General features: G+C 41.5%; 19 protein-coding genes, 2 tRNA genes and 1 rRNA gene. 16 read left to right on the top strand and 6 right to left on the bottom strand.

Annotated features, from left to right (window positions below; translation table 11 throughout):
• Positions 1-18: 18 nt before the first annotated feature.
• The 5 genes from PMAN_RS14065 to PMAN_RS14045 all read left to right on the top strand — a co-directional run bounded on the left by PMAN_RS14065 (position 19) and on the right by PMAN_RS14045 (position 3,499).
• Positions 19-1,470, top strand: a complete 1,452-nt coding sequence (locus PMAN_RS14065) for a TrkH family potassium uptake protein (protein ID WP_008130797.1) — start codon at positions 19-21, stop codon at positions 1,468-1,470.
• A 36-nt stretch (positions 1,471-1,506) separates the two neighbouring features.
• On the top strand, positions 1,507-2,169 hold the full coding sequence (locus PMAN_RS14060; protein ID WP_010558119.1) for a flagellar brake domain-containing protein: 663 nt from the start codon (positions 1,507-1,509) through the stop codon (positions 2,167-2,169).
• Positions 2,170-2,633: 464 nt separating this feature from the next.
• Positions 2,634-2,846, top strand: coding sequence for an EF-hand domain-containing protein (locus PMAN_RS14055; RefSeq protein WP_006793996.1), 213 nt, complete (start codon positions 2,634-2,636; stop codon positions 2,844-2,846).
• Between the two features lie 144 nt (positions 2,847-2,990).
• Positions 2,991-3,203: a calmodulin gene (locus tag PMAN_RS14050; protein ID WP_006793997.1), complete on the top strand. Its 213-nt coding sequence runs from the start codon at positions 2,991-2,993 to the stop codon at positions 3,201-3,203.
• An 80-nt stretch (positions 3,204-3,283) separates the two neighbouring features.
• The gene (locus tag PMAN_RS14045) at positions 3,284-3,499 is read left to right on the top strand and encodes an EF-hand domain-containing protein (RefSeq protein ID WP_010558120.1); all 216 of its coding nucleotides are present in this window, start codon (positions 3,284-3,286) and stop codon (positions 3,497-3,499) included.
• A 67-nt stretch (positions 3,500-3,566) separates the two neighbouring features.
• On the opposite strand, the gene trkA is transcribed toward PMAN_RS14045, so the two are convergent.
• The 4 genes from trkA to def all read right to left on the bottom strand — a co-directional run bounded on the left by trkA (position 3,567) and on the right by def (position 7,798).
• Complete coding sequence (trkA, locus tag PMAN_RS14040; protein ID WP_006793999.1) at positions 3,567-4,943, bottom strand: Trk system potassium transporter TrkA; 1,377 nt, start codon at positions 4,941-4,943, stop codon at positions 3,567-3,569.
• A gap of 85 nt (positions 4,944-5,028) precedes the next feature.
• Positions 5,029-6,324, bottom strand: a complete 1,296-nt coding sequence (gene rsmB, locus PMAN_RS14035) for a 16S rRNA (cytosine(967)-C(5))-methyltransferase RsmB (protein WP_010558121.1) — start codon at positions 6,322-6,324, stop codon at positions 5,029-5,031.
• Entirely contained in the window at positions 6,317-7,270 is a 954-nt protein-coding gene (gene fmt / locus PMAN_RS14030; protein ID WP_010558122.1) for a methionyl-tRNA formyltransferase, read from the bottom strand. Before fmt ends, rsmB begins: the two co-directional genes overlap by 8 nt.
• A 21-nt stretch (positions 7,271-7,291) precedes the next feature.
• Positions 7,292-7,798: a peptide deformylase gene (def, locus tag PMAN_RS14025; RefSeq protein ID WP_006794002.1), complete on the bottom strand. Its 507-nt coding sequence runs from the start codon at positions 7,796-7,798 to the stop codon at positions 7,292-7,294.
• Between the two features lie 119 nt (positions 7,799-7,917).
• On the opposite strand from def, the gene PMAN_RS14020 reads away from it, so the two are divergent.
• From PMAN_RS14020 to hemF, 6 genes are all read left to right on the top strand, one after another.
• Positions 7,918-9,039 (top strand): LysM peptidoglycan-binding domain-containing protein, encoded by a 1,122-nt coding sequence (locus PMAN_RS14020; RefSeq protein ID WP_006794003.1) that lies wholly within the window; start codon positions 7,918-7,920, stop codon positions 9,037-9,039.
• Between the two features lie 31 nt (positions 9,040-9,070).
• On the top strand, positions 9,071-10,162 hold the full coding sequence (gene dprA / locus PMAN_RS14015; RefSeq protein WP_010558123.1) for a DNA-processing protein DprA: 1,092 nt from the start codon (positions 9,071-9,073) through the stop codon (positions 10,160-10,162).
• Between the two features lies 1 nt (position 10,163).
• Entirely contained in the window at positions 10,164-10,637 is a 474-nt protein-coding gene (locus tag PMAN_RS14010; RefSeq protein ID WP_006794005.1) for a DUF494 family protein, read from the top strand.
• A gap of 118 nt (positions 10,638-10,755) precedes the next feature.
• Entirely contained in the window at positions 10,756-11,325 is a 570-nt protein-coding gene (locus PMAN_RS14005) for a DNA topoisomerase family protein (RefSeq protein WP_010558124.1), read from the top strand.
• A gap of 24 nt (positions 11,326-11,349) precedes the next feature.
• Positions 11,350-11,913 carry an L-threonylcarbamoyladenylate synthase type 1 TsaC gene (gene tsaC, locus PMAN_RS14000; protein WP_006794007.1) on the top strand — a complete coding sequence of 188 codons (564 nt, stop codon included), beginning with the start codon at positions 11,350-11,352 and terminating at the stop codon, positions 11,911-11,913.
• A gap of 1 nt (position 11,914) precedes the next feature.
• A complete protein-coding gene (gene hemF, locus PMAN_RS13995; RefSeq protein WP_006794008.1) occupies positions 11,915-12,865 on the top strand; it encodes an oxygen-dependent coproporphyrinogen oxidase in 951 nt (316 codons plus the stop codon).
• 42 nt (positions 12,866-12,907) lie between these two features.
• Here the strand turns inward: hemF and PMAN_RS13990 are convergent, their stop codons facing one another.
• Positions 12,908-13,345: a group II truncated hemoglobin gene (locus tag PMAN_RS13990; RefSeq protein WP_021032469.1), complete on the bottom strand. Its 438-nt coding sequence runs from the start codon at positions 13,343-13,345 to the stop codon at positions 12,908-12,910.
• 53 nt (positions 13,346-13,398) lie between these two features.
• On the opposite strand from PMAN_RS13990, the gene aroE reads away from it, so the two are divergent.
• Positions 13,399-14,223, top strand: coding sequence for a shikimate dehydrogenase (gene aroE, locus PMAN_RS13985; RefSeq protein ID WP_010558125.1), 825 nt, complete (start codon positions 13,399-13,401; stop codon positions 14,221-14,223).
• Entirely contained in the window at positions 14,220-14,480 is a 261-nt protein-coding gene (locus tag PMAN_RS13980; protein ID WP_008130816.1) for a DUF1488 family protein, read from the top strand. The genes aroE and PMAN_RS13980 overlap by 4 nt, the downstream gene beginning before the upstream one ends.
• On the opposite strand, the gene PMAN_RS13975 is transcribed toward PMAN_RS13980, so the two are convergent.
• A complete protein-coding gene (locus PMAN_RS13975; protein ID WP_010558126.1) occupies positions 14,463-14,999 on the bottom strand; it encodes a gamma carbonic anhydrase family protein in 537 nt (178 codons plus the stop codon). The genes PMAN_RS13980 and PMAN_RS13975 overlap by 18 nt on opposite strands.
• A 578-nt stretch (positions 15,000-15,577) precedes the next feature.
• Between PMAN_RS13975 and PMAN_RS13970 the strand changes: the two genes are divergently transcribed.
• The 3 genes from PMAN_RS13970 (at position 15,578) to PMAN_RS13960 (ending at position 17,385) form a co-directional block, all read left to right on the top strand.
• A 16S ribosomal RNA gene (locus tag PMAN_RS13970) occupies positions 15,578-17,113 on the top strand.
• Between the two features lie 75 nt (positions 17,114-17,188).
• Positions 17,189-17,265, top strand: a tRNA-Ile gene (locus PMAN_RS13965).
• Positions 17,266-17,309: 44 nt separating this feature from the next.
• Positions 17,310-17,385: transfer RNA gene (locus PMAN_RS13960), tRNA-Ala, on the top strand.
• The last annotated feature ends 156 nt before the right edge of the window (positions 17,386-17,541 follow it).

The following is a 17,541-nucleotide window of genomic DNA, read 5'->3' as shown; positions in this document are numbered from 1 at the left end:
ATAAAAGCGATTAGCTAAATGCAATTTCGTACCATCATAAAAATTCTTGGGCAACTTGTTGCGCTGTTTAGTATTACCATGGTGCCACCTGCTGTGGTGTCTTTAATTTATAAAGATGGTGGTGGTGTTCCTTTTGTTTTAGCGTTTATTTTCAGTATTATTATTGGCTTAATAGCGTATTACCCAAACCGACACGAAAACGGGGATTTAAAAGCCCGCGAAGGCTTTTTAATAGTGGTTTTGTTTTGGTTGGTACTGGGGGCATTCGCATCCTTGCCTCTTATCTTTTTACAAGAACCTAATTTATCCCTTGCTGATGCGGTGTTTGAAGCCTTTTCGGGTTTAACAACCACAGGCGCTACGGTGCTGACGGGGATTGAATATTTACCTAAGTCAGTGCTGTTTTATCGCCAGCAATTACAGTGGTTTGGCGGTATGGGGATCATTGTATTAGCTGTTGCAATACTGCCCATGCTAGGTGTTGGTGGAATGCAGCTGTACCGTGCTGAAATCCCCGGCCCAGTAAAAGACTCAAAAATGACCCCTCGCATAGCCGATACCGCAAAGCACCTTTGGTATATTTATGTGTCGTTAACCATTGCCTGTATGTTGGCGTATTGGGCGGCGGGAATGGACTGGTTTGATGCTATTTGTCATGCGTTTTCTACCGTCGCCATTGGTGGGTTTTCGACATATGATGCTTCTATGGGCCATTTCGACAGCCCGGTTATTAACTTTATTTGTGTATTCTTTTTAATCATTGCCGCTATTAACTTCTCCTTGCACTACGCTGCGGTGGCAAGCCGGAACGTGCAGGTCTACATTCGCGACCCCGAGTTTAAAGTATTTTTATGCATTCAATTGGCGCTGGTGGTTATTTGTTTTACTGTGTTGTCGTCAAACGAGATATACGCCAATGGTGATGAAACCCTTGACCAAGCACTATTTCAAGCGGTATCAATGAGTACAACGGCAGGTTTTGCTACCGATAACTTTTCAACGTGGCCGCTGTTTTTACCTATTTTATTAATATTTTCGAGCTTTATTGGTGGCTGTGCAGGGTCTACCGGGGGCGGTATGAAAGTGGTGCGCGTGTTTTTACTTTACCTGCAAGGCGTACGTGAGCTAAACCGCCTAGTGCACCCTCGTGCTATTTATTCAATCAAACTTGGCCGTAAAGCATTGCCCGATAAGGTTGTAGAAGCTGTGTGGGGGTTCTTCTCTGCCTATGCCTTAGTATTTATTATTATTATGCTGGCGCTTATGGGCACGGGAATGGATAATATTACGGCTTTTTCGGCCACGGCAGCGTGTTTAAATAACTTAGGCCCAGGGTTGGGTGATGTTGCCTCGCATTATGGTGCAATAACCGACGGCGCTAAATGGTTGCTGACTATTGCAATGGTATTTGGCCGACTAGAAATTTTTACTTTGCTTGTGTTATTTACGCCTACGTTTTGGCGCGGATAAAACACAACGTTTTACTACTATGTTTATGGAATGGATATGCCAGCAACACATGCAGATAAATTAAATAATATACCGGTTGGCAGTTTAGTTGACTTAGAAATATTAACACCCACTAGCAGTAAGCGCGTGAAAACAGAAATGGTAGGCTTGCTTGATGAAAAGTTTATTATTTTAAACTTCCCTACAGCCAAACGTTTACCGGGTGGAAATGATTACTTACGAGATGGCGTCACCGTCGTTGTAAGAGCATTAATAGAGGGTGACGATGGACAAATAATTGCGTTTAGACAGCAAATTAAATCTATTGCATCACACCCCGTTAGGCTGATTTTTATAAACTACCCCAAGCAAGTTCAGCTATTTAGTTTACGTTCGCAAACCCGTATCCCAACTCTATTACCTGCAAAACTTAAACTCAGTGATGACAAGGTACTCGATGGTGTTATAAAAGATATTTCGCTAACGGGGGCTATGTTTGATGTAAAAACTGACGCAGATCTAGAAAGCATCAAAGACTCACAATGCACTGTGGTATTAGGTAGTAATAGCAAAGGCTTTGAAGGCGAAGTGTGCAGCGTGAAAGATCATAATGCAGGCCTGCGTTGCGGTATTAAGTTATTAGCCAGTAAAGAAGAGATGAAAGCTTTTATGAAAGAGCACTTTATTGACCCCGCTATGATAGAACTCGATGCCGATTAGGTTTTAATGTCGCTATTTTGCAACAAAATAGCGACTTTTTACTTTATGAACGAAAATAAATTACCAAGCTCTAAATTATTATTTTTTATTAAATAAAAACAGAGATATAGCATTCAAATTTTTTATATTTTATTTTATTTTTACACCTTGTTCAGTTTAAAACTTCCTGCTCAATACCTAATTACACCTTGATCATTTAAATAACTTCGCTTTGTGGTTTTTTACATTAAACCTAAATATCTGATTTTTAATAACTTATATTTTTTAATTAAACCAGCGTTGCTAAATAGCTACAAAAATAATGCTTAAATTTGCACTTTTTTCAGTATTTAACACGTAAGGCACTGAAAAATATAAACTAATAAATATTGGCATTTAAGTTGTAATAGTCTGGTTGTACTAATCGAAAAACGTGATTAACAGTAAGTACCAATCACTCACATACAACTTGAAGGATACATACTATGAAACGCATTAATAAAACATTAGCACTTATCGCACTCGCTTCTTCGTCAGCCGCTTTTGCAGGCTCTGACTTTAATACACTCGATGTAGACGGTAATGGTGCAATTAGCCAAGCCGAAGCATCAGTTGATGCAAAATTAATGAGCATGTTCTCAGAGCTCGATACAGACCAAAATGGTGAGTTATCAAAAGAAGAGTTTTCAAAAGCCTAAATTCAGTAAATGGAGTCCTGAGTTGCCAAAGACAACCTAAGTAAGCAAGGGAGCTTACGAAAAAGGATAACAAGGAAGTGAAACCATTTTAAAAGGTAATAAGCCCATTTTTTTGATAGAACATTAAGCATGAAGGATTAAGTTATGAAACATTTAAATAAAGCACTAGCACTTATTGCATTAGCGTCTTCTTCAGCTGCGTTTGCAGCATCAGATTTTGACAGTTTAGATACCGACAGCAGTGGAGCAATTAGCCCAAGTGAGGCGGCAATAGACACTGATTTAATGGCTGAGTTTACAGAGCTAGATACAGATGGTAACGGTGAGCTGTCTAAAGACGAGTTTGCAAAATTTTAAAGTTAACCGGTATTGGTTTAGCTATTTTTCACAGACAGGGATCTTAGAAAAGGATTTCTCATTTTACTAGGAACATCACTATGAAAACATTAAATACAACACTTGCGGTTTTAGTTTTAGCATCTTCTTCAGCAGCTTATGCAGCGGTAGACTTTGCATCGTTTGATAGCAACAGTGACGGTGTTATCAGCATGGAAGAAGCTCAAGTAAACTCACAACTAGTGAAAATTTTTAAAGATTTAGACACAGATGGAAATGGTGAGCTTTCTAAAGAAGAATTTTCCAAAGTACAGTAGCATTGATAAGCCCCAATCATACTCCACTAAAGCCGCCATGTTCAGCGGCTTTTTTGTGTTTGATGCGTTATAAAAATATAGCACTTACTTGGAAGAGCTTTTCTACTACGTTGATATGCTTTTTATCAATTAAAAACATAATCACGTGATCGCCCGACATAATAATGGTGTCGTCGTGGGCAATAAGTACATCGTCGTTACGCACAATGGCCCCAATAGTTGTTCCGGCTGGTAGTTTTATATCGGCAATTGCACGGCCAACTACTTTGGAGGTATTTTCATCGCCATGAGCAACTGCTTCAATAGCCTCTGCAGCCCCTTTACGCAATGAATACACGTTAACAATATCACCTCGACGTACATGGGTTAACAATGCAGAAATTGTTGCCTGTTGCGGCGATATGGCAATGTCTATTTCGCCACCTTGTACTAGGTCTACATACGCACCACGTTGAATAAGCACCATGGTTTTTTGCGCGCCCATGCGTTTGGCAAGCATGGCCGACATAATATTGGCTTCATCGTCGTTGGTAACGGCGATAAACACATCCACTTGTTCGATATGTTCTTCAGAAAGAAGTTCTTGATCGGAGGCGTCGCCACAAAATACTACCGTGTTGTCGAGCATTTCTGAAAGCTGTTCAGCACGTTCTTTACTGCGCTCTATTAGCTTAACGGTGTGATTTTTTTCAAGAGAGCGAGCAAGGCCTGCACCAATGTTACCGCCACCAGCAATCATTATTTTTTTGTATGAACGCTCAAGCTTCTGCAGTTCGTTCATTACGGCGCGTATATGTTTGGTTGCCGCAATGAAGAACACTTCATCGTCGGCTTCAATAACGGTTGTACCGAGCGGTTTAATGGCTTTGCCTTGACGGTAAATAGCTGCAACGCGAGTTTCTACATTGGGTATATGCTCTTTTAATGCAGATAAGGCATAGCCCACTAATAAACCACCGTAATAGGCTTTTACTGCAACTAGCGAGAGCATACCATCGGCAAACTGCAATACTTGCAATGCGCCAGGGTAGTCAATTAAGCGGCGTATATACTTAGTAACTAACGCTTCTGGGGCAATGTAATGGTCGATTGGTAAATCATCGTTTTGGAAAAGTTTTTCACGGTATTTTAAATACTGCTCAGAGCGAATTCGGGCAATTTTAGTGGGTGTATTAAAAATACTATACGCCACTTGGCACGCCACCATGTTTACTTCATCTGAGCTGGTTACCGCAATAATCATATCGGCATCGTCTGCGCCGGCGCGGCGCAAAACATCAGGGTGAGCACTGTGGCCCATTACACCTTGAAGGTCGTATTTATCTTGCAGTTCGCGTATACGGTTACCGTCAATATCTACTACGGTAATTTCGTTTTGTTCGCCTACTAAGTTTTCAGCTAGCGTGGCGCCAACCTGTCCAGCACCGAGTATGATTATTTTCATTATTTACCAGTGTATTAAGTAGTAATAAAAAGCCATTTTTAAATTTAAAAATGGCTTGTTGTACGCGTTATTAAGCCTTGTTTAACTAGGCTTTTTTAACCATTTTAGCGTAATAAAAACCATCACTTTCACCCGGAAGTAGCTGCAAACCCGGTGTGGTGAGGGTGTCTTTATCATGAAGTGGAATATGCTCTACGTCATCGTTATTAGCTAAAAATTTAGCAACTTGTTGTTGGTTTTCTTTTGGAAGAACCGAACATGTTGCATATACCAATGTACCACCAGGCTTGAGTAGAGGCCAAATGCTATTGAGTATATCGCCTTGTAGTGCGGCTAAGTCTTCAATGTCGGATGCACGGCGTAGCCATTTTATATCAGGGTGGCGACGAATAACGCCGGTTGCTGAACAAGGCACGTCTAATAAAATACGATCGAACTGTTCATCGTCCCACCATGTGTGCGGTTGCGATGCATCACCACATTGTAGGTCGGCACCTAAACCTATACGGGTTAAGTTTTGCTTTACGCGTTCAAGGCGAGTGGCATCGCTATCAAGTGCAAGTACGTCGGCGTCGGCAAGCTCTAATATATGGCATGTTTTACCGCCAGGTGCTGCACAGGCATCTAAAATAACGTCATCATCTTTTGGCTCTAAAAAGCGAGCAGCTAATTGCGCTGCTGCATCTTGCACTGAACAAGCACCCGTATCAAACTCAGGAAGTGAAAAAACATCACGCGGCTTGGCTAGTTTAATCCCGTCTATGAAGTTTGGGTTTAATGTATGTTCTATATCGTTAGCCGTTAGCATATCACTGTATTCTTGCGTGCTAAATTGTGATTGATTTACACGTAACCACATTGGTGCTTGTTGCTGGTTTTCTTCAAGTATGGCTTCCCAGTTTTCTGGGTAGGCTTCTTTTACCTGTTTAATAAACCAATTGGGGTGGTTGTATAAACACACTGGAATAAGCTTTGCTTTTTCTTCAAGCTCTGCTTGCTGGCGTTGAAAGCTACGTAAAATAGCATTTATTAACCCTTTTAACCCTAGTGCACGCATTTGACCCAGTGCATTTACGGTCTCGCTTATTGCTGCATGCGGTGGAACGCGCATGTGCTGCAATTGATAAATACCTACGTAGAGTAAAAACTGAAAAATTCTGCGTTTACCTTTTAGTGGGCTTTCTACTAAATGTTGGCAGTAGTTTTCAAGGCTAGGTAAGTAGCGTAATACGCCATAACAAATTTGCTGTAACAGTGCTTTGTCTTTTGGTGGTAAACCTTGGCTTGCAAATGGTAGTTCTTGATTAAGCGAAGCGCCTTTATCAACCACGTTATATAAAGTCTCAGCGGCTAGCGCTCGTACGTTTTGTACTTTATTCATTATTTTCGCCTAATAGTGTGCCAGGGCTAACCCAGTCACTGCGACCATTTAAAAAGTCGCTAATTGCCATTGGTTTTTTACCTTGCGGTTGTAACTGAGTAATACTTAAAGCGTGTTCACCACAGGCAACCACAACACCGTTTTTATCACTTGTTAAAATTTCGCCTGGCTTACCTGATTGATCAACTACTTTCGCTTGGTATATTTTTACGGTTTGTTCGCCCATTTGGGTAAAACACACTGGCCAAGGATTAAAAGAGCGAATATTAAGTTCTATTTGCACGGCGCTCATAGACCAATCTATATTTGCTTCTTCTTTAGAGAGTTTTTTAGCGTAGTTAGCTAGCTCATCATTTTGAGGCTGAGGGGTAATGTCGCCATTAGCTAGCTTATTAACGGTGTCGATTAATGCACTAGGACCTAACTCTGCTAGTTTGTTATATAAACTGGCACTGGTTTCTGTGTCACTAATAGGACAGCGGCTAATATGCAGCATGTCGCCGGTATCTAAGCCCTCATCCATTTGCATTATGGTTACGCCCGTTTCCTCGTCACCCGCCCAAATTGCACGTTGAATAGGCGCAGCACCACGCCAGCGAGGTAGTATAGAACCATGCACGTTTAAGCAGCCTAAGCGTGGCGCATTTAAAATAGCTTTGGGTAAAATTAAGCCATAGGCCACCACAATCATTATGTCGGCGTTTAAAGCGGTGAGCTCTGCAAGTGCCTCATCATTTTTTAATGACTGAGGCTGAAAAACAGGCAAGTCATTTTCAAGTGCTAGCGCTTTAACTTCGCTCGCTTTTAATTTTTTACCACGACCTGCTGGGCGATCTGGTTGACTATATACGCCCACAATTTCATGTTCGCTATTTATTAGCGCTTGTAAATGGCGTGCGGCAAAATCCGGCGTACCGGCAAATATTATGCGTAATGGTTGGATCACTGAGTTTTCCTAAGGTACTAATTACTGTGCTGCAAACTTAGCTTCTTTTTCAAGCTTTTTACGAATACGTTGGCGCTTTAATGGAGATAAGTAATCAATAAATAGCTTGCCTTGAAGGTGGTCTAGTTCGTGTTGAATGCAAATAGCTAATAGCTCATCTGCGTCTAACACAAATTCTTCACCGTTTTCGTTTAGTGCAGCTACAGTCACTGTTTCTGCTCGGTCTACTTTTGCGTACGAGTTAGGCACTGACAAACAGCCTTCTTCGCTAATCGTTGACCCATCTTTTTTAATGATTTGCGGGTTAATTAATACCAGTGGTTCGTCACGCTCTTCAGAGACATCAATAACCACAATACGCTGGTGGATATTTACTTGTGTTGCTGCTAAACCAATGCCATTTTCGTCGTACATGGTTTCGAGCATGTCTTTTACAATTTGGCGAACTTGGTCGTCAACGTCTGCAACATCTTTTGCTATTGTACGTAAACGCTCATCTGGAAATCTTAAAACTTCTAACCTAGCCATTAGTTACCTTTTTCACTTGTGCTTAATTTAGGGTATTGTATGCTCTTATTTTAGCCATTCACGTTCACCTTTAACAGGTTTTGGGCAATAATAATGAAAAAACAATACAAGGAAGCTCAATGAAATTTCCGTTAGTTGCAATCATACTGGCACTAAGCACCTCTTTTGGGGCGATTGCTGATGTGTTAAAAATAAAAAAAGATGCACCAAAACAGTATGTTGTAAAAAAAGGTGATACGTTGTGGGATATATCTGGCATTTATTTAGATGAGCCATGGTTATGGCCAGAACTATGGCAAATGAACCCGCAAATCGATAACCCTCACCTAATTTATCCGGGTGATGCGTTGGCACTTATATACGATGCTGACGGAAATCCACGTTTAGTTATTAATAAAGCGTACCGAAAGCTGTCACCTCAAGGACGTATTACCCCAAAAGGGTTGAATGCAATTACCACCTTACCTTTGCAAATGATTAAACCTTATTTAAGCTACGAGCAAGCGATTAACAGCGACGATATAAAAAATATGCCGTATGTGTTAGGTGCTAACGAAAACACAAAAACCCAAACTTTAGGCCATATTTTATACGTTAAAGGTGACTTAAAAGTACATGGTGCTTATGCGATTTACAACGAGGGTGAACCCTACAGAGATTTAAACACAGGCGAAGTATTAGCAACGCGTGCATCGTACGTTGGCATGGCGCGAGCGTTTAGAAGTGGCGATGAAAGTAATGGTGTGCCGTCGTCATTACGTGTTGAGTCAGTAAAACGAGAAATTAAACAAGGTGATTTTTTAATGCCAGCAATGGAGGGGCAGTTGCTGCCAGCCTATTTTGATATTCACCGCCCACTAGAGCCAGTAGAAGGGCAAGTTATAGCGTCTCCTCGCCAAGTAAGAGAATTCAGCACGATGGATGTTGTAGTGCTAAACTTAGGCAGCGAGCAAAATATTGAACCAGGTCATGTTTTAGATTTAGAGCGTGAGTCACCTACGGTTATTGATGGCCCTCGTGGTCCTCGTTACCCAGAGGATTCAAGTAAATTTGAAAAACTGTTATCTGATGCAAGTCAGTTGTTTAGTAATAAAGCTGACGAAGATAATACAACATGGAAAATGCCTAAAGAAAAAGTAGGCGAGTTAATCGTATTCAAAGTGTATGACAAAGTAAGTTATGCATTAATAACAAAAAACCAGCACCCAATTCGCGTTGGAGATATTGCAGTTATTCATTAAGAAGTAGCGAGTCGGTGCTCTAGGAGAGAGCATGGATCAGTCATCAGGCAAGTTAGCTCACTGGCTTGCCTTTTATATGTGTAAGGGATTAGGCACAAAAACCTTATTAGCCCTATCTAAACACCACCCACTTGAGTCATTGTTTGACTTACCCCACACTAAATTACACGAGTTAGGGTTAACGGCTAATCAGGCTAGTAATTTACTCAATACAGATTGGCAAAAAGTACAGCATTATGAGCGGCTTGTTGCAGAGCATAATATTGAAGTTATTTGTTTTTTTGATACACGTTACCCAGATTCACTAAAACACATAGCTAGCGCACCTTTATTACTATTTTGTAAGGGCGATGTGTCTTTACTTTCTAGCTCGCAAATAGCCATTGTTGGTAGCCGTAACGCCACCCCTACAGGGCTTGAAATAGCCTCCGAGTTTGCCTACGAATTAACAAAGGCTGGTATTACTGTGACATCGGGCATGGCTAGAGGAATAGATGGCGCAGCACATAAAGGTGCTTTAGCAGGGAATGGTAAAACTATCGCGGTTTTAGGCACGGGTGTTGATATTTACTACCCTAAACGCCATAAACTATTAACAGAACAAGTACTCAATAGTGGTTTATTAATTAGTGAGTTTTTACCCGGAACCGCCGCTAACGCACATAATTTTCCTCGCCGAAATAGGATTATTTCGGGCTTATCTTTAGGTGTATTAATTGTTGAAGCTGAAATTAAAAGCGGCTCATTAATTACTGTGCGTTATGCGCTTGAACAAAATAAAGAGGTGTTTGCAGTACCAGGCTCTATTAAAAACCCGCTTGCACAAGCCAGCCACTTTTTAATTAAGCAGGGTGCTAAACTTGTTGAAAATGTGACAGATATTTTAGATGAAGTGAGCTTTTCTTATCAAAGCGGTCTATATAGTAAAGAAGAGACGCTTCAGCAAAGTAGTGATTGTGAAGTTTTAAACAGTATTGGGTTTGAGGTAACAACTGTTGACGATATTGTACGCCGTGTTCAATGGCCAATAGATAAAGTACTGGCAAGGTTGCTTGATTTAGAGTTAGACGATCAAATTGAACGCATTTTAGATGGTTATATTAGGCTTAGCGTAGGAAGGTAGCATGTTCGATATTCTTATGTATCTATTTGAAAATTACATTCATAGCGAAGCTGACATTTTTGCTGAGCAAAATGAATTAACCGACGAGTTAGTTCGTGCAGGCTTTAATAAACCAGAAATATTTAAAGCCTTAAATTGGCTAGAACAGTTAGCCGATTTACAACACAGCGATGAATCTCCTTATTTAATCGCTAACCCAGGGCGCGCTATTCGTATATTTACAGAAAGCGAATGCAATATGTTAAACGTCGAGTGCCGTGGTTTTTTAATGTTTGTTGAGCAAATTGGGGTTATTAACAGTATTACCCGTGAAATGGTTATGGATAAGCTTGCAGCACTTGATAAGCCAGCGATTAGCTTAGATGATTTAAAGTGGATAGTGCTTATGGTGTTATTTAATGTCCCCGGCTCTGAAGAAGCATATGAGCAAATGGAAGACTTAATTTTTGATGAGCCCACCGAGTTATTGCATTAATACCTTATGAATTTATTTATATAACCCAAATTACTAGAGATGAAGCGCATAGCATAGCTTGTATCTTTAAGTGGTTTGGGTATATTAGGCGAAAATTCACTTACCTCTTAGGAACACTATGAGTAAAATCGACCATTCGCTTTTCTCGGCGAATAAGCACGCCTTAGAAAAAGAATACGAAGTATGCCCACAGTGTGGTTCAGAGTTAGTGATCCGCAACAGTAAGTCAGGCCCTTTTTTGGGGTGTGCAAGTTACCCTCAATGTGACTTTATTAGGCCATTAGTACAACACGAAAGTAACGAAATAAAAGTACTTGAAGATTCCTCTTGCCCTCAATGCAGCAAACCGCTGGTGGTTAAAAATGGCCGTTACGGTATGTTTATTGGTTGTACGGGGTACCCTGATTGCCATTATATTGCAAACGACAACGAGCAAAAGGAACAAGAGGCTACGTTACCAGCATGCCCAAAATGCAAAAAAGGCCACTTAGTTGCTCGCAGTAATAAGTTTGGTAAAGTATTTTACTCATGCGACAGCTACCCTAGCTGTAAATACACGCTTAATAATAAACCTGTAGAGCAGCCATGTCCAAAATGTGATTGGCCCATCGTAATAGAAAGACACATGGCAAATGGTACACTACTGCAATGCCCGCAAAAAAGTTGCATGCATAAGCTTACTCAATAACGTTTAACATTTTTGGAGACCATCTTGTCAGAACTTTCAAATACGCCTTCAGCACTTACATGTTTAAATGAAGGCGAAGTTATTGTTTATCCAACAGAGGCTGTGTTCGGCTTAGGATGTGACCCCGATAATCAGCATGCTGTTGAAAAATTATTGGCAATTAAGCAGCGACCAGTTGAAAAGGGCCTTATTTTAATTGCTGATAATTATGGGCAATTATTAAAGTATGTTGATGATGCTAAAGTACCTATGGACAAACGTGCAGACATATTTTCTAGTTGGCCTGCTGCTATTACGTGGGTTATGCCAGCGGCAAAAAGCACACCAAAATGGTTAACAGGGCAGTTTGATACTATTGCGGTTAGGGTAACAAATCACCCAACAGTTAAGCGCTTATGCCAAGAGTTTGGAAAGCCACTGGTATCAACCAGTGCAAATTTAACAGGCCAAGAAACAGTAATAAGCATTGAGCAAGCAAAGGAGCAATTTGCTGATCAAGTTGGCTTTTATGTTGATGAGCCGTTAGGTGGAAACACTCAACCCAGCACAATAAAAGATGCCATGACCGGTAAAGTATTTAGAGGGTAATATGCAAAGCGAATTATTAGAACAAGTAAAAGCCTACTTTATGGCTTTGCAAGATACCATTTGCCAAGGGCTAGAAGCTGCAGATGGCAGTGCTAAATTTGTCGAAGATAGCTGGCAAAGAGCTGAAGGCGGTGGTGGCCGTACTCGAGTAACTACTGATGGTAACGTAATTGAGCAGGGGGGCGTAAATTACTCTCATGTATTTGGCGCATCCATGCCAGGTTCTGCAACCGCCCATAGGCCAGAGCTTGCAGGGCGTAGTTTTCATGCTTGCGGGGTTTCACTTGTTATTCATCCCAAAAACCCGCACGTACCAACAAGTCATGCCAACGTACGCTTTTTTATAGCAGAAAAAGAGGGCGAAGAGCCAATATGGTGGTTTGGTGGAGGTTTTGATTTAACCCCTTTTTACCCGGTATTTGAAGACGTACAGCATTGGCATCAAGTTGCACACGATATATGTGTGCCGTTTGGTAGTGATGTTTATTCAAAATACAAAACATGGTGCGATGAGTACTTTTACCTTAAACATCGTGATGAAACACGTGGGGTGGGTGGTTTATTTTTCGATGATTTAAATGAACTAGGCTTTGAGCAAAGCTTTGCATTTATGCAGTCAGTCGGCAATGGCTTTTTAGATGCCTATATTCCGATTATTGAACGTCGCAAAAACGATGAGTACACTGAACAGCAACGTGACTTTCAGCTCTACCGCCGTGGTCGTTACGTTGAGTTTAACTTAGTGTGGGATAGAGGCACATTATTTGGATTGCAAAGTGGCGGGCGAACAGAGTCTATTTTAATGTCGATGCCACCACTAGCGCGCTGGGAGTATAACTTTACACCAGCTGAAAACAGCCTTGAGGCAAACTTATATCAGTATTACTTGCGACCACAAGCTTGGCTTTCAAGTAAACCAGAAGAGCTAATAGCCCGAGAGTGGCAAATATAAACAATATAAAAGACGCGAAAGCGTCTTTTTTATTGTTTATGATTAATGTTGGTTAATCATGTGGCTTGCTAGCTGAGCAAATGAGTTTTTAAGCCCTTCTCGAAGTAGTGGGTTGTCAATTTCAATATCAAGAGTTTTGTTCATACAATACATCCATTGATCCCGTAAGTTCTGGTCAATTAAAAATGGCATATGGCGTTTACGTAACATGGGCTGCCCATGATTTTGCTCAAATAGTGAAGGCCCACCTAACCAACCAGATAAAAACTCGAAAAAGACTTGGCGAATTCTATCTAATGGTTGAGGATGCATATCATATAACGGTTTAGCGTATTCATCTGAGGCCATAATGTCGTAGAATCGTTCAGAAATAGCGCGTGCACCTTTCTCTCCGCCAATGATTTCGTAAGGCGTTTTTTCAGGTGTAGGTGTTTGATCTACTTTCTTAGGCTTAGATTTAGAAAAAAGTCGTTTAATCATATTATTTATCATCGATTATAAGCAGCACTTAGCTGCAAAGAGGTTGTTTTAAAATGGACAAATATGCGGTTTTTGGAAATCCAATTAAACATTCAAAATCCCCCGCGATACATAAACAATTTGCTATCTCGCTAGGTGAGCAAATCGACTATCGCGCAATATTAGCACCTATCGACAGCTTTGAAAAAACAGTATCGACATTTTTTGAGCAAGGTGGAAAAGGTGCGAACGTTACCATGCCATTTAAAGAGCAGGCGTTTGCAATGGCTGATGAACTTACACCGCTTGCTAAAATAGTCGGCGCGGTTAATACACTTAAAAAAAGAAAAGATGGAACATTATTAGGAGATAACACCGACGGTGTTGGTTTTGTAAATGACCTCCTTGCTAATAAAGTTGTGATTACAAATAAGCGTATTTTAATAATTGGTGCTGGTGGTGCTGCAAGGGGGGTTATATTACCATTGCTTGAACAAAAACCCGCAGAAATTATTATTGTTAATCGTACCGCTCAAAAAGCAAAAGACTTAGCTCTGCTATTTGCTGAATACGGAAAAGTTTCAGGCTATGGGTTCGATGGTTTACCAGTAAGTAATTACTCACTAATTGTAAACTCAACATCTAGCAGCATGAATAACGAATTGCCAGCCCTAGATAAAAAGCACTTAACATGCTGTGATGTTGCATACGATATGTTTTATTCACTGACAAACACTATTTTTATGAACTGGGTTGCAGAGCATAGTAACAATACTAAGCTTTTAGATGGCAGTGGTATGTTGGTAGGGCAGGCAGCACAAGCTTATTATGTTTGGCATAACAAAATGCCAGAAATTCTTCCCGTGGTTAAAGCGCTTAAACAAGGCTCACTAAAATGAACCAAGCTGTACAATTTATAGATAGACTCGAGTTTAGAGAGCCTGATCATCAGTTAGTGTTTTTTGCTCAAGTGAGTGGCATGCTGGTGGAGTGTGTTATTGCGATAAGTAAACTTAAACTCACGGATGAAAGTCACGCTACAGATTATTTTGAAAAATACCGTTTTGAATACGAAGAACGTGCCGAGCAACTAATAGAAGAAGAAAGTTATAACTCGGCAGGTCAAATTGAAGTGGAATTAGTTAGCTTCAGCTAGATATTCATCTTTTAATTGGACATAGTTATCTGCCGATATTTTTAAGAAAGCGAGCTCCTGCTCAGTCAATGGACGGGCTTGCTTTGCTGGACTTCCTACATACAAATAGCCTGATTCCAGGCGCTTATTTGGTGGTACCAACGAGCCCCCACCAATAATAACATCATCTTCTACAATTACATTATCCATGATAATCGCACCCATACCCACGAGTATACGGTTACCAAGCACGCACCCATGTAGCATCACTTTGTGACCAACCGTTACATCATCGCCTATTATAAGAGGGTAACCATCTGGATTACTTTTAGTTGCACGCGATAAATGTAATACACTGCCATCTTGAATATTAGAGCGCTCACCAATACGAATATGGTTAACATCGCCGCGAGCAGCAACTAAAGGCCATACACTGCTATCATCGCCTATAGTAATATCACCGACTAATACAGACGACTCGTCTATATAAACAGACTTATTAAACGCAGGGGTAATTCCTCTATAAGAACGTATTGCCATATATGCACCTTTAAATTAAACATATTAAGTGCATTAGTGTAGCAGTAGTGCTTATTTCAGTGCCAGTAAAGCCTATATTGTTTATAAAACTATCAGTTTTAAGGGCTTTCGCTCATATAGTGACCGAACAGTGTTTTATTTTAGTTTTTCTTTGAAAAAGTACTTGCGTAAAAATCTGTTCTCCCTATAATGCGACCCCACTGAGACGGCAGGCGCCAACGCATAGCGAGGCAAAAGTTAATCAGAGAGTTAAGTAAAACTTCGGTTTTAAATTATCGTAAGAAAGTTTAAAACAAAGTATTGACTCGAAAAATAAAGGATGTATTATACGCATCCCTAGCGACAACGTCGCAACGTTCTTTAACAATATAAAGCAATCATCTGTGTGGGCACTCGTACAGATTGAGTTCTAACAGCCAAGCTACTTAGGTAGTGAGGCAAACAAATTAGAGTCTCAATTGAAACTGAGTGACCAACAGAATAATTATTTCGGTAGTTATTCAGCACAGTCAATTCAATATCGAAAGATATTAAATAAATTCAGAATTCATTGAGCTGTCGAAAGACACAAAACTTTTTAATTGAAGAGTTTGATCATGGCTCAGATTGAACGCTGGCGGCAGGCCTAACACATGCAAGTCGAGCGGTAACAGAAAGTAGCTTGCTACTTTGCTGACGAGCGGCGGACGGGTGAGTAATGCTTGGGAACATGCCTTGAGGGGGGGGGCAACAGTTGGAAACGACTGCTAATACCGCATAATGTCTACGGACCAAAGGGGGCTTCGGCTCTCGCCTTTAGATTGGCCCAAGTGGGATTAGCTAGTTGGTGAGGTAATGGCTCACCAAGGCAACGATCCCTAGCTGGTTTGAGAGGATGATCAGCCACACTGGAACTGAGACACGGTCCAGACTCCTACGGGAGGCAGCAGTGGGGAATATTGCACAATGGGCGAAAGCCTGATGCAGCCATGCCGCGTGTGTGAAGAAGGCCTTCGGGTTGTAAAGCACTTTCAGTCAGGAGGAAAGGGTGTGAGTTAATACCTCATATCTGTGACGTTACTGACAGAAGAAGCACCGGCTAACTCCGTGCCAGCAGCCGCGGTAATACGGAGGGTGCGAGCGTTAATCGGAATTACTGGGCGTAAAGCGTACGCAGGCGGTTTGTTAAGCGAGATGTGAAAGCCCCGGGCTCAACCTGGGAACTGCATTTCGAACTGGCAAACTAGAGTGTGATAGAGGGTGGTAGAATTTCAGGTGTAGCGGTGAAATGCGTAGAGATCTGAAGGAATACCGATGGCGAAGGCAGCCACCTGGGTCAACACTGACGCTCATGTACGAAAGCGTGGGGAGCAAACGGGATTAGATACCCCGGTAGTCCACGCCGTAAACGATGTCTACTAGAAGCTCGGAACCTCGGTTCTGTTTTTCAAAGCTAACGCATTAAGTAGACCGCCTGGGGAGTACGGCCGCAAGGTTAAAACTCAAATGAATTGACGGGGGCCCGCACAAGCGGTGGAGCATGTGGTTTAATTCGATGCAACGCGAAGAACCTTACCTACACTTGACATACAGAGAACTTTCTAGAGATAGATTGGTGCCTTCGGGAACTCTGATACAGGTGCTGCATGGCTGTCGTCAGCTCGTGTTGTGAGATGTTGGGTTAAGTCCCGCAACGAGCGCAACCCCTATCCTTAGTTGCTAGCAGGTAATGCTGAGAACTCTAAGGAGACTGCCGGTGATAAACCGGAGGAAGGTGGGGACGACGTCAAGTCATCATGGCCCTTACGTGTAGGGCTACACACGTGCTACAATGGCGCATACAGAGTGCTGCGAACCTGCGAAGGTAAGCGAATCACTTAAAGTGCGTCGTAGTCCGGATTGGAGTCTGCAACTCGACTCCATGAAGTCGGAATCGCTAGTAATCGCGTATCAGAATGACGCGGTGAATACGTTCCCGGGCCTTGTACACACCGCCCGTCACACCATGGGAGTGGGTTGCTCCAGAAGTAGATAGTCTAACCCTCGGGAGGACGTTTACCACGGAGTGATTCATGACTGGGGTGAAGTCGTAACAAGGTAGCCCTAGGGGAACCTGGGGCTGGATCACCTCCTTATACGATTTAGAACTTATTTGTTCGTAGTGTCCACACAGATGATTGTTATTGTAAAGAGAACAACACTTATTGTTTGGGTCTGTAGCTCAGCTGGTTAGAGCGCACCCCTGATAAGGGTGAGGTCGGTAGTTCAAATCTACTCAGACCCACCACTTCTTCACGAAGTCGGTAACTAAACAATAAGACCAGCATATGTGGGGCTATAGCTCAGCTGGGAGAGCGCCTGCCTTGCACGCAGGAGGTCAGCAGTTCGATCCTGCTTAGCTCCACCACTTTTACTTCTTAAAAATAAATATTCTTTATCGGGCAGCTAAATAGCCTGAGAATAGAGTGTGTTTAATTTTGAGAGGTTTTTGTATCTCTTGCTCTTTAAAAATTTGGAAAAGCTGATAATAAAATTCGTATGAATAACATTGTTATTTGTACAG

It is taken from the genome of Pseudoalteromonas marina (assembly GCF_000238335.3).
GTDB lineage: Bacteria > Pseudomonadota > Gammaproteobacteria > Enterobacterales > Alteromonadaceae > Pseudoalteromonas > Pseudoalteromonas marina.
The sequence above is the reverse complement of the archived record's forward strand: the minus strand, read 5'-3'. Positions and strand labels throughout refer to the sequence as shown.

Coding starts and splice junctions, on each gene's coding strand:
- PMAN_RS14065 (WP_008130797.1), top strand. CDS start 19: ATGCAATTTCGTACCATCATAAAAATTCTTGGGCAACTTGTTGCGCTG.
- aroE (WP_010558125.1), top strand. CDS start 13,399: ATGGACAAATATGCGGTTTTTGGAAATCCAATTAAACATTCAAAATCC.
- PMAN_RS13980 (WP_008130816.1), top strand. CDS start 14,220: ATGAACCAAGCTGTACAATTTATAGATAGACTCGAGTTTAGAGAGCCT.
- rsmB (WP_010558121.1), bottom strand. CDS start 6,324: ATGAATAAAGTACAAAACGTACGAGCGCTAGCCGCTGAGACTTTATAT.
- PMAN_RS14020 (WP_006794003.1), top strand. CDS start 7,918: ATGAAATTTCCGTTAGTTGCAATCATACTGGCACTAAGCACCTCTTTT.
- PMAN_RS13975 (WP_010558126.1), bottom strand. CDS start 14,999: ATGGCAATACGTTCTTATAGAGGAATTACCCCTGCGTTTAATAAGTCT.
- PMAN_RS14060 (WP_010558119.1), top strand. CDS start 1,507: ATGCCAGCAACACATGCAGATAAATTAAATAATATACCGGTTGGCAGT.
- def (WP_006794002.1), bottom strand. CDS start 7,798: ATGGCTAGGTTAGAAGTTTTAAGATTTCCAGATGAGCGTTTACGTACA.
- PMAN_RS14010 (WP_006794005.1), top strand. CDS start 10,164: ATGTTCGATATTCTTATGTATCTATTTGAAAATTACATTCATAGCGAA.
- hemF (WP_006794008.1), top strand. CDS start 11,915: ATGCAAAGCGAATTATTAGAACAAGTAAAAGCCTACTTTATGGCTTTG.
- PMAN_RS14050 (WP_006793997.1), top strand. CDS start 2,991: ATGAAACATTTAAATAAAGCACTAGCACTTATTGCATTAGCGTCTTCT.
- PMAN_RS14005 (WP_010558124.1), top strand. CDS start 10,756: ATGAGTAAAATCGACCATTCGCTTTTCTCGGCGAATAAGCACGCCTTA.
- trkA (WP_006793999.1), bottom strand. CDS start 4,943: ATGAAAATAATCATACTCGGTGCTGGACAGGTTGGCGCCACGCTAGCT.
- PMAN_RS14045 (WP_010558120.1), top strand. CDS start 3,284: ATGAAAACATTAAATACAACACTTGCGGTTTTAGTTTTAGCATCTTCT.
- PMAN_RS13990 (WP_021032469.1), bottom strand. CDS start 13,345: ATGATTAAACGACTTTTTTCTAAATCTAAGCCTAAGAAAGTAGATCAA.
- PMAN_RS14055 (WP_006793996.1), top strand. CDS start 2,634: ATGAAACGCATTAATAAAACATTAGCACTTATCGCACTCGCTTCTTCG.
- dprA (WP_010558123.1), top strand. CDS start 9,071: ATGGATCAGTCATCAGGCAAGTTAGCTCACTGGCTTGCCTTTTATATG.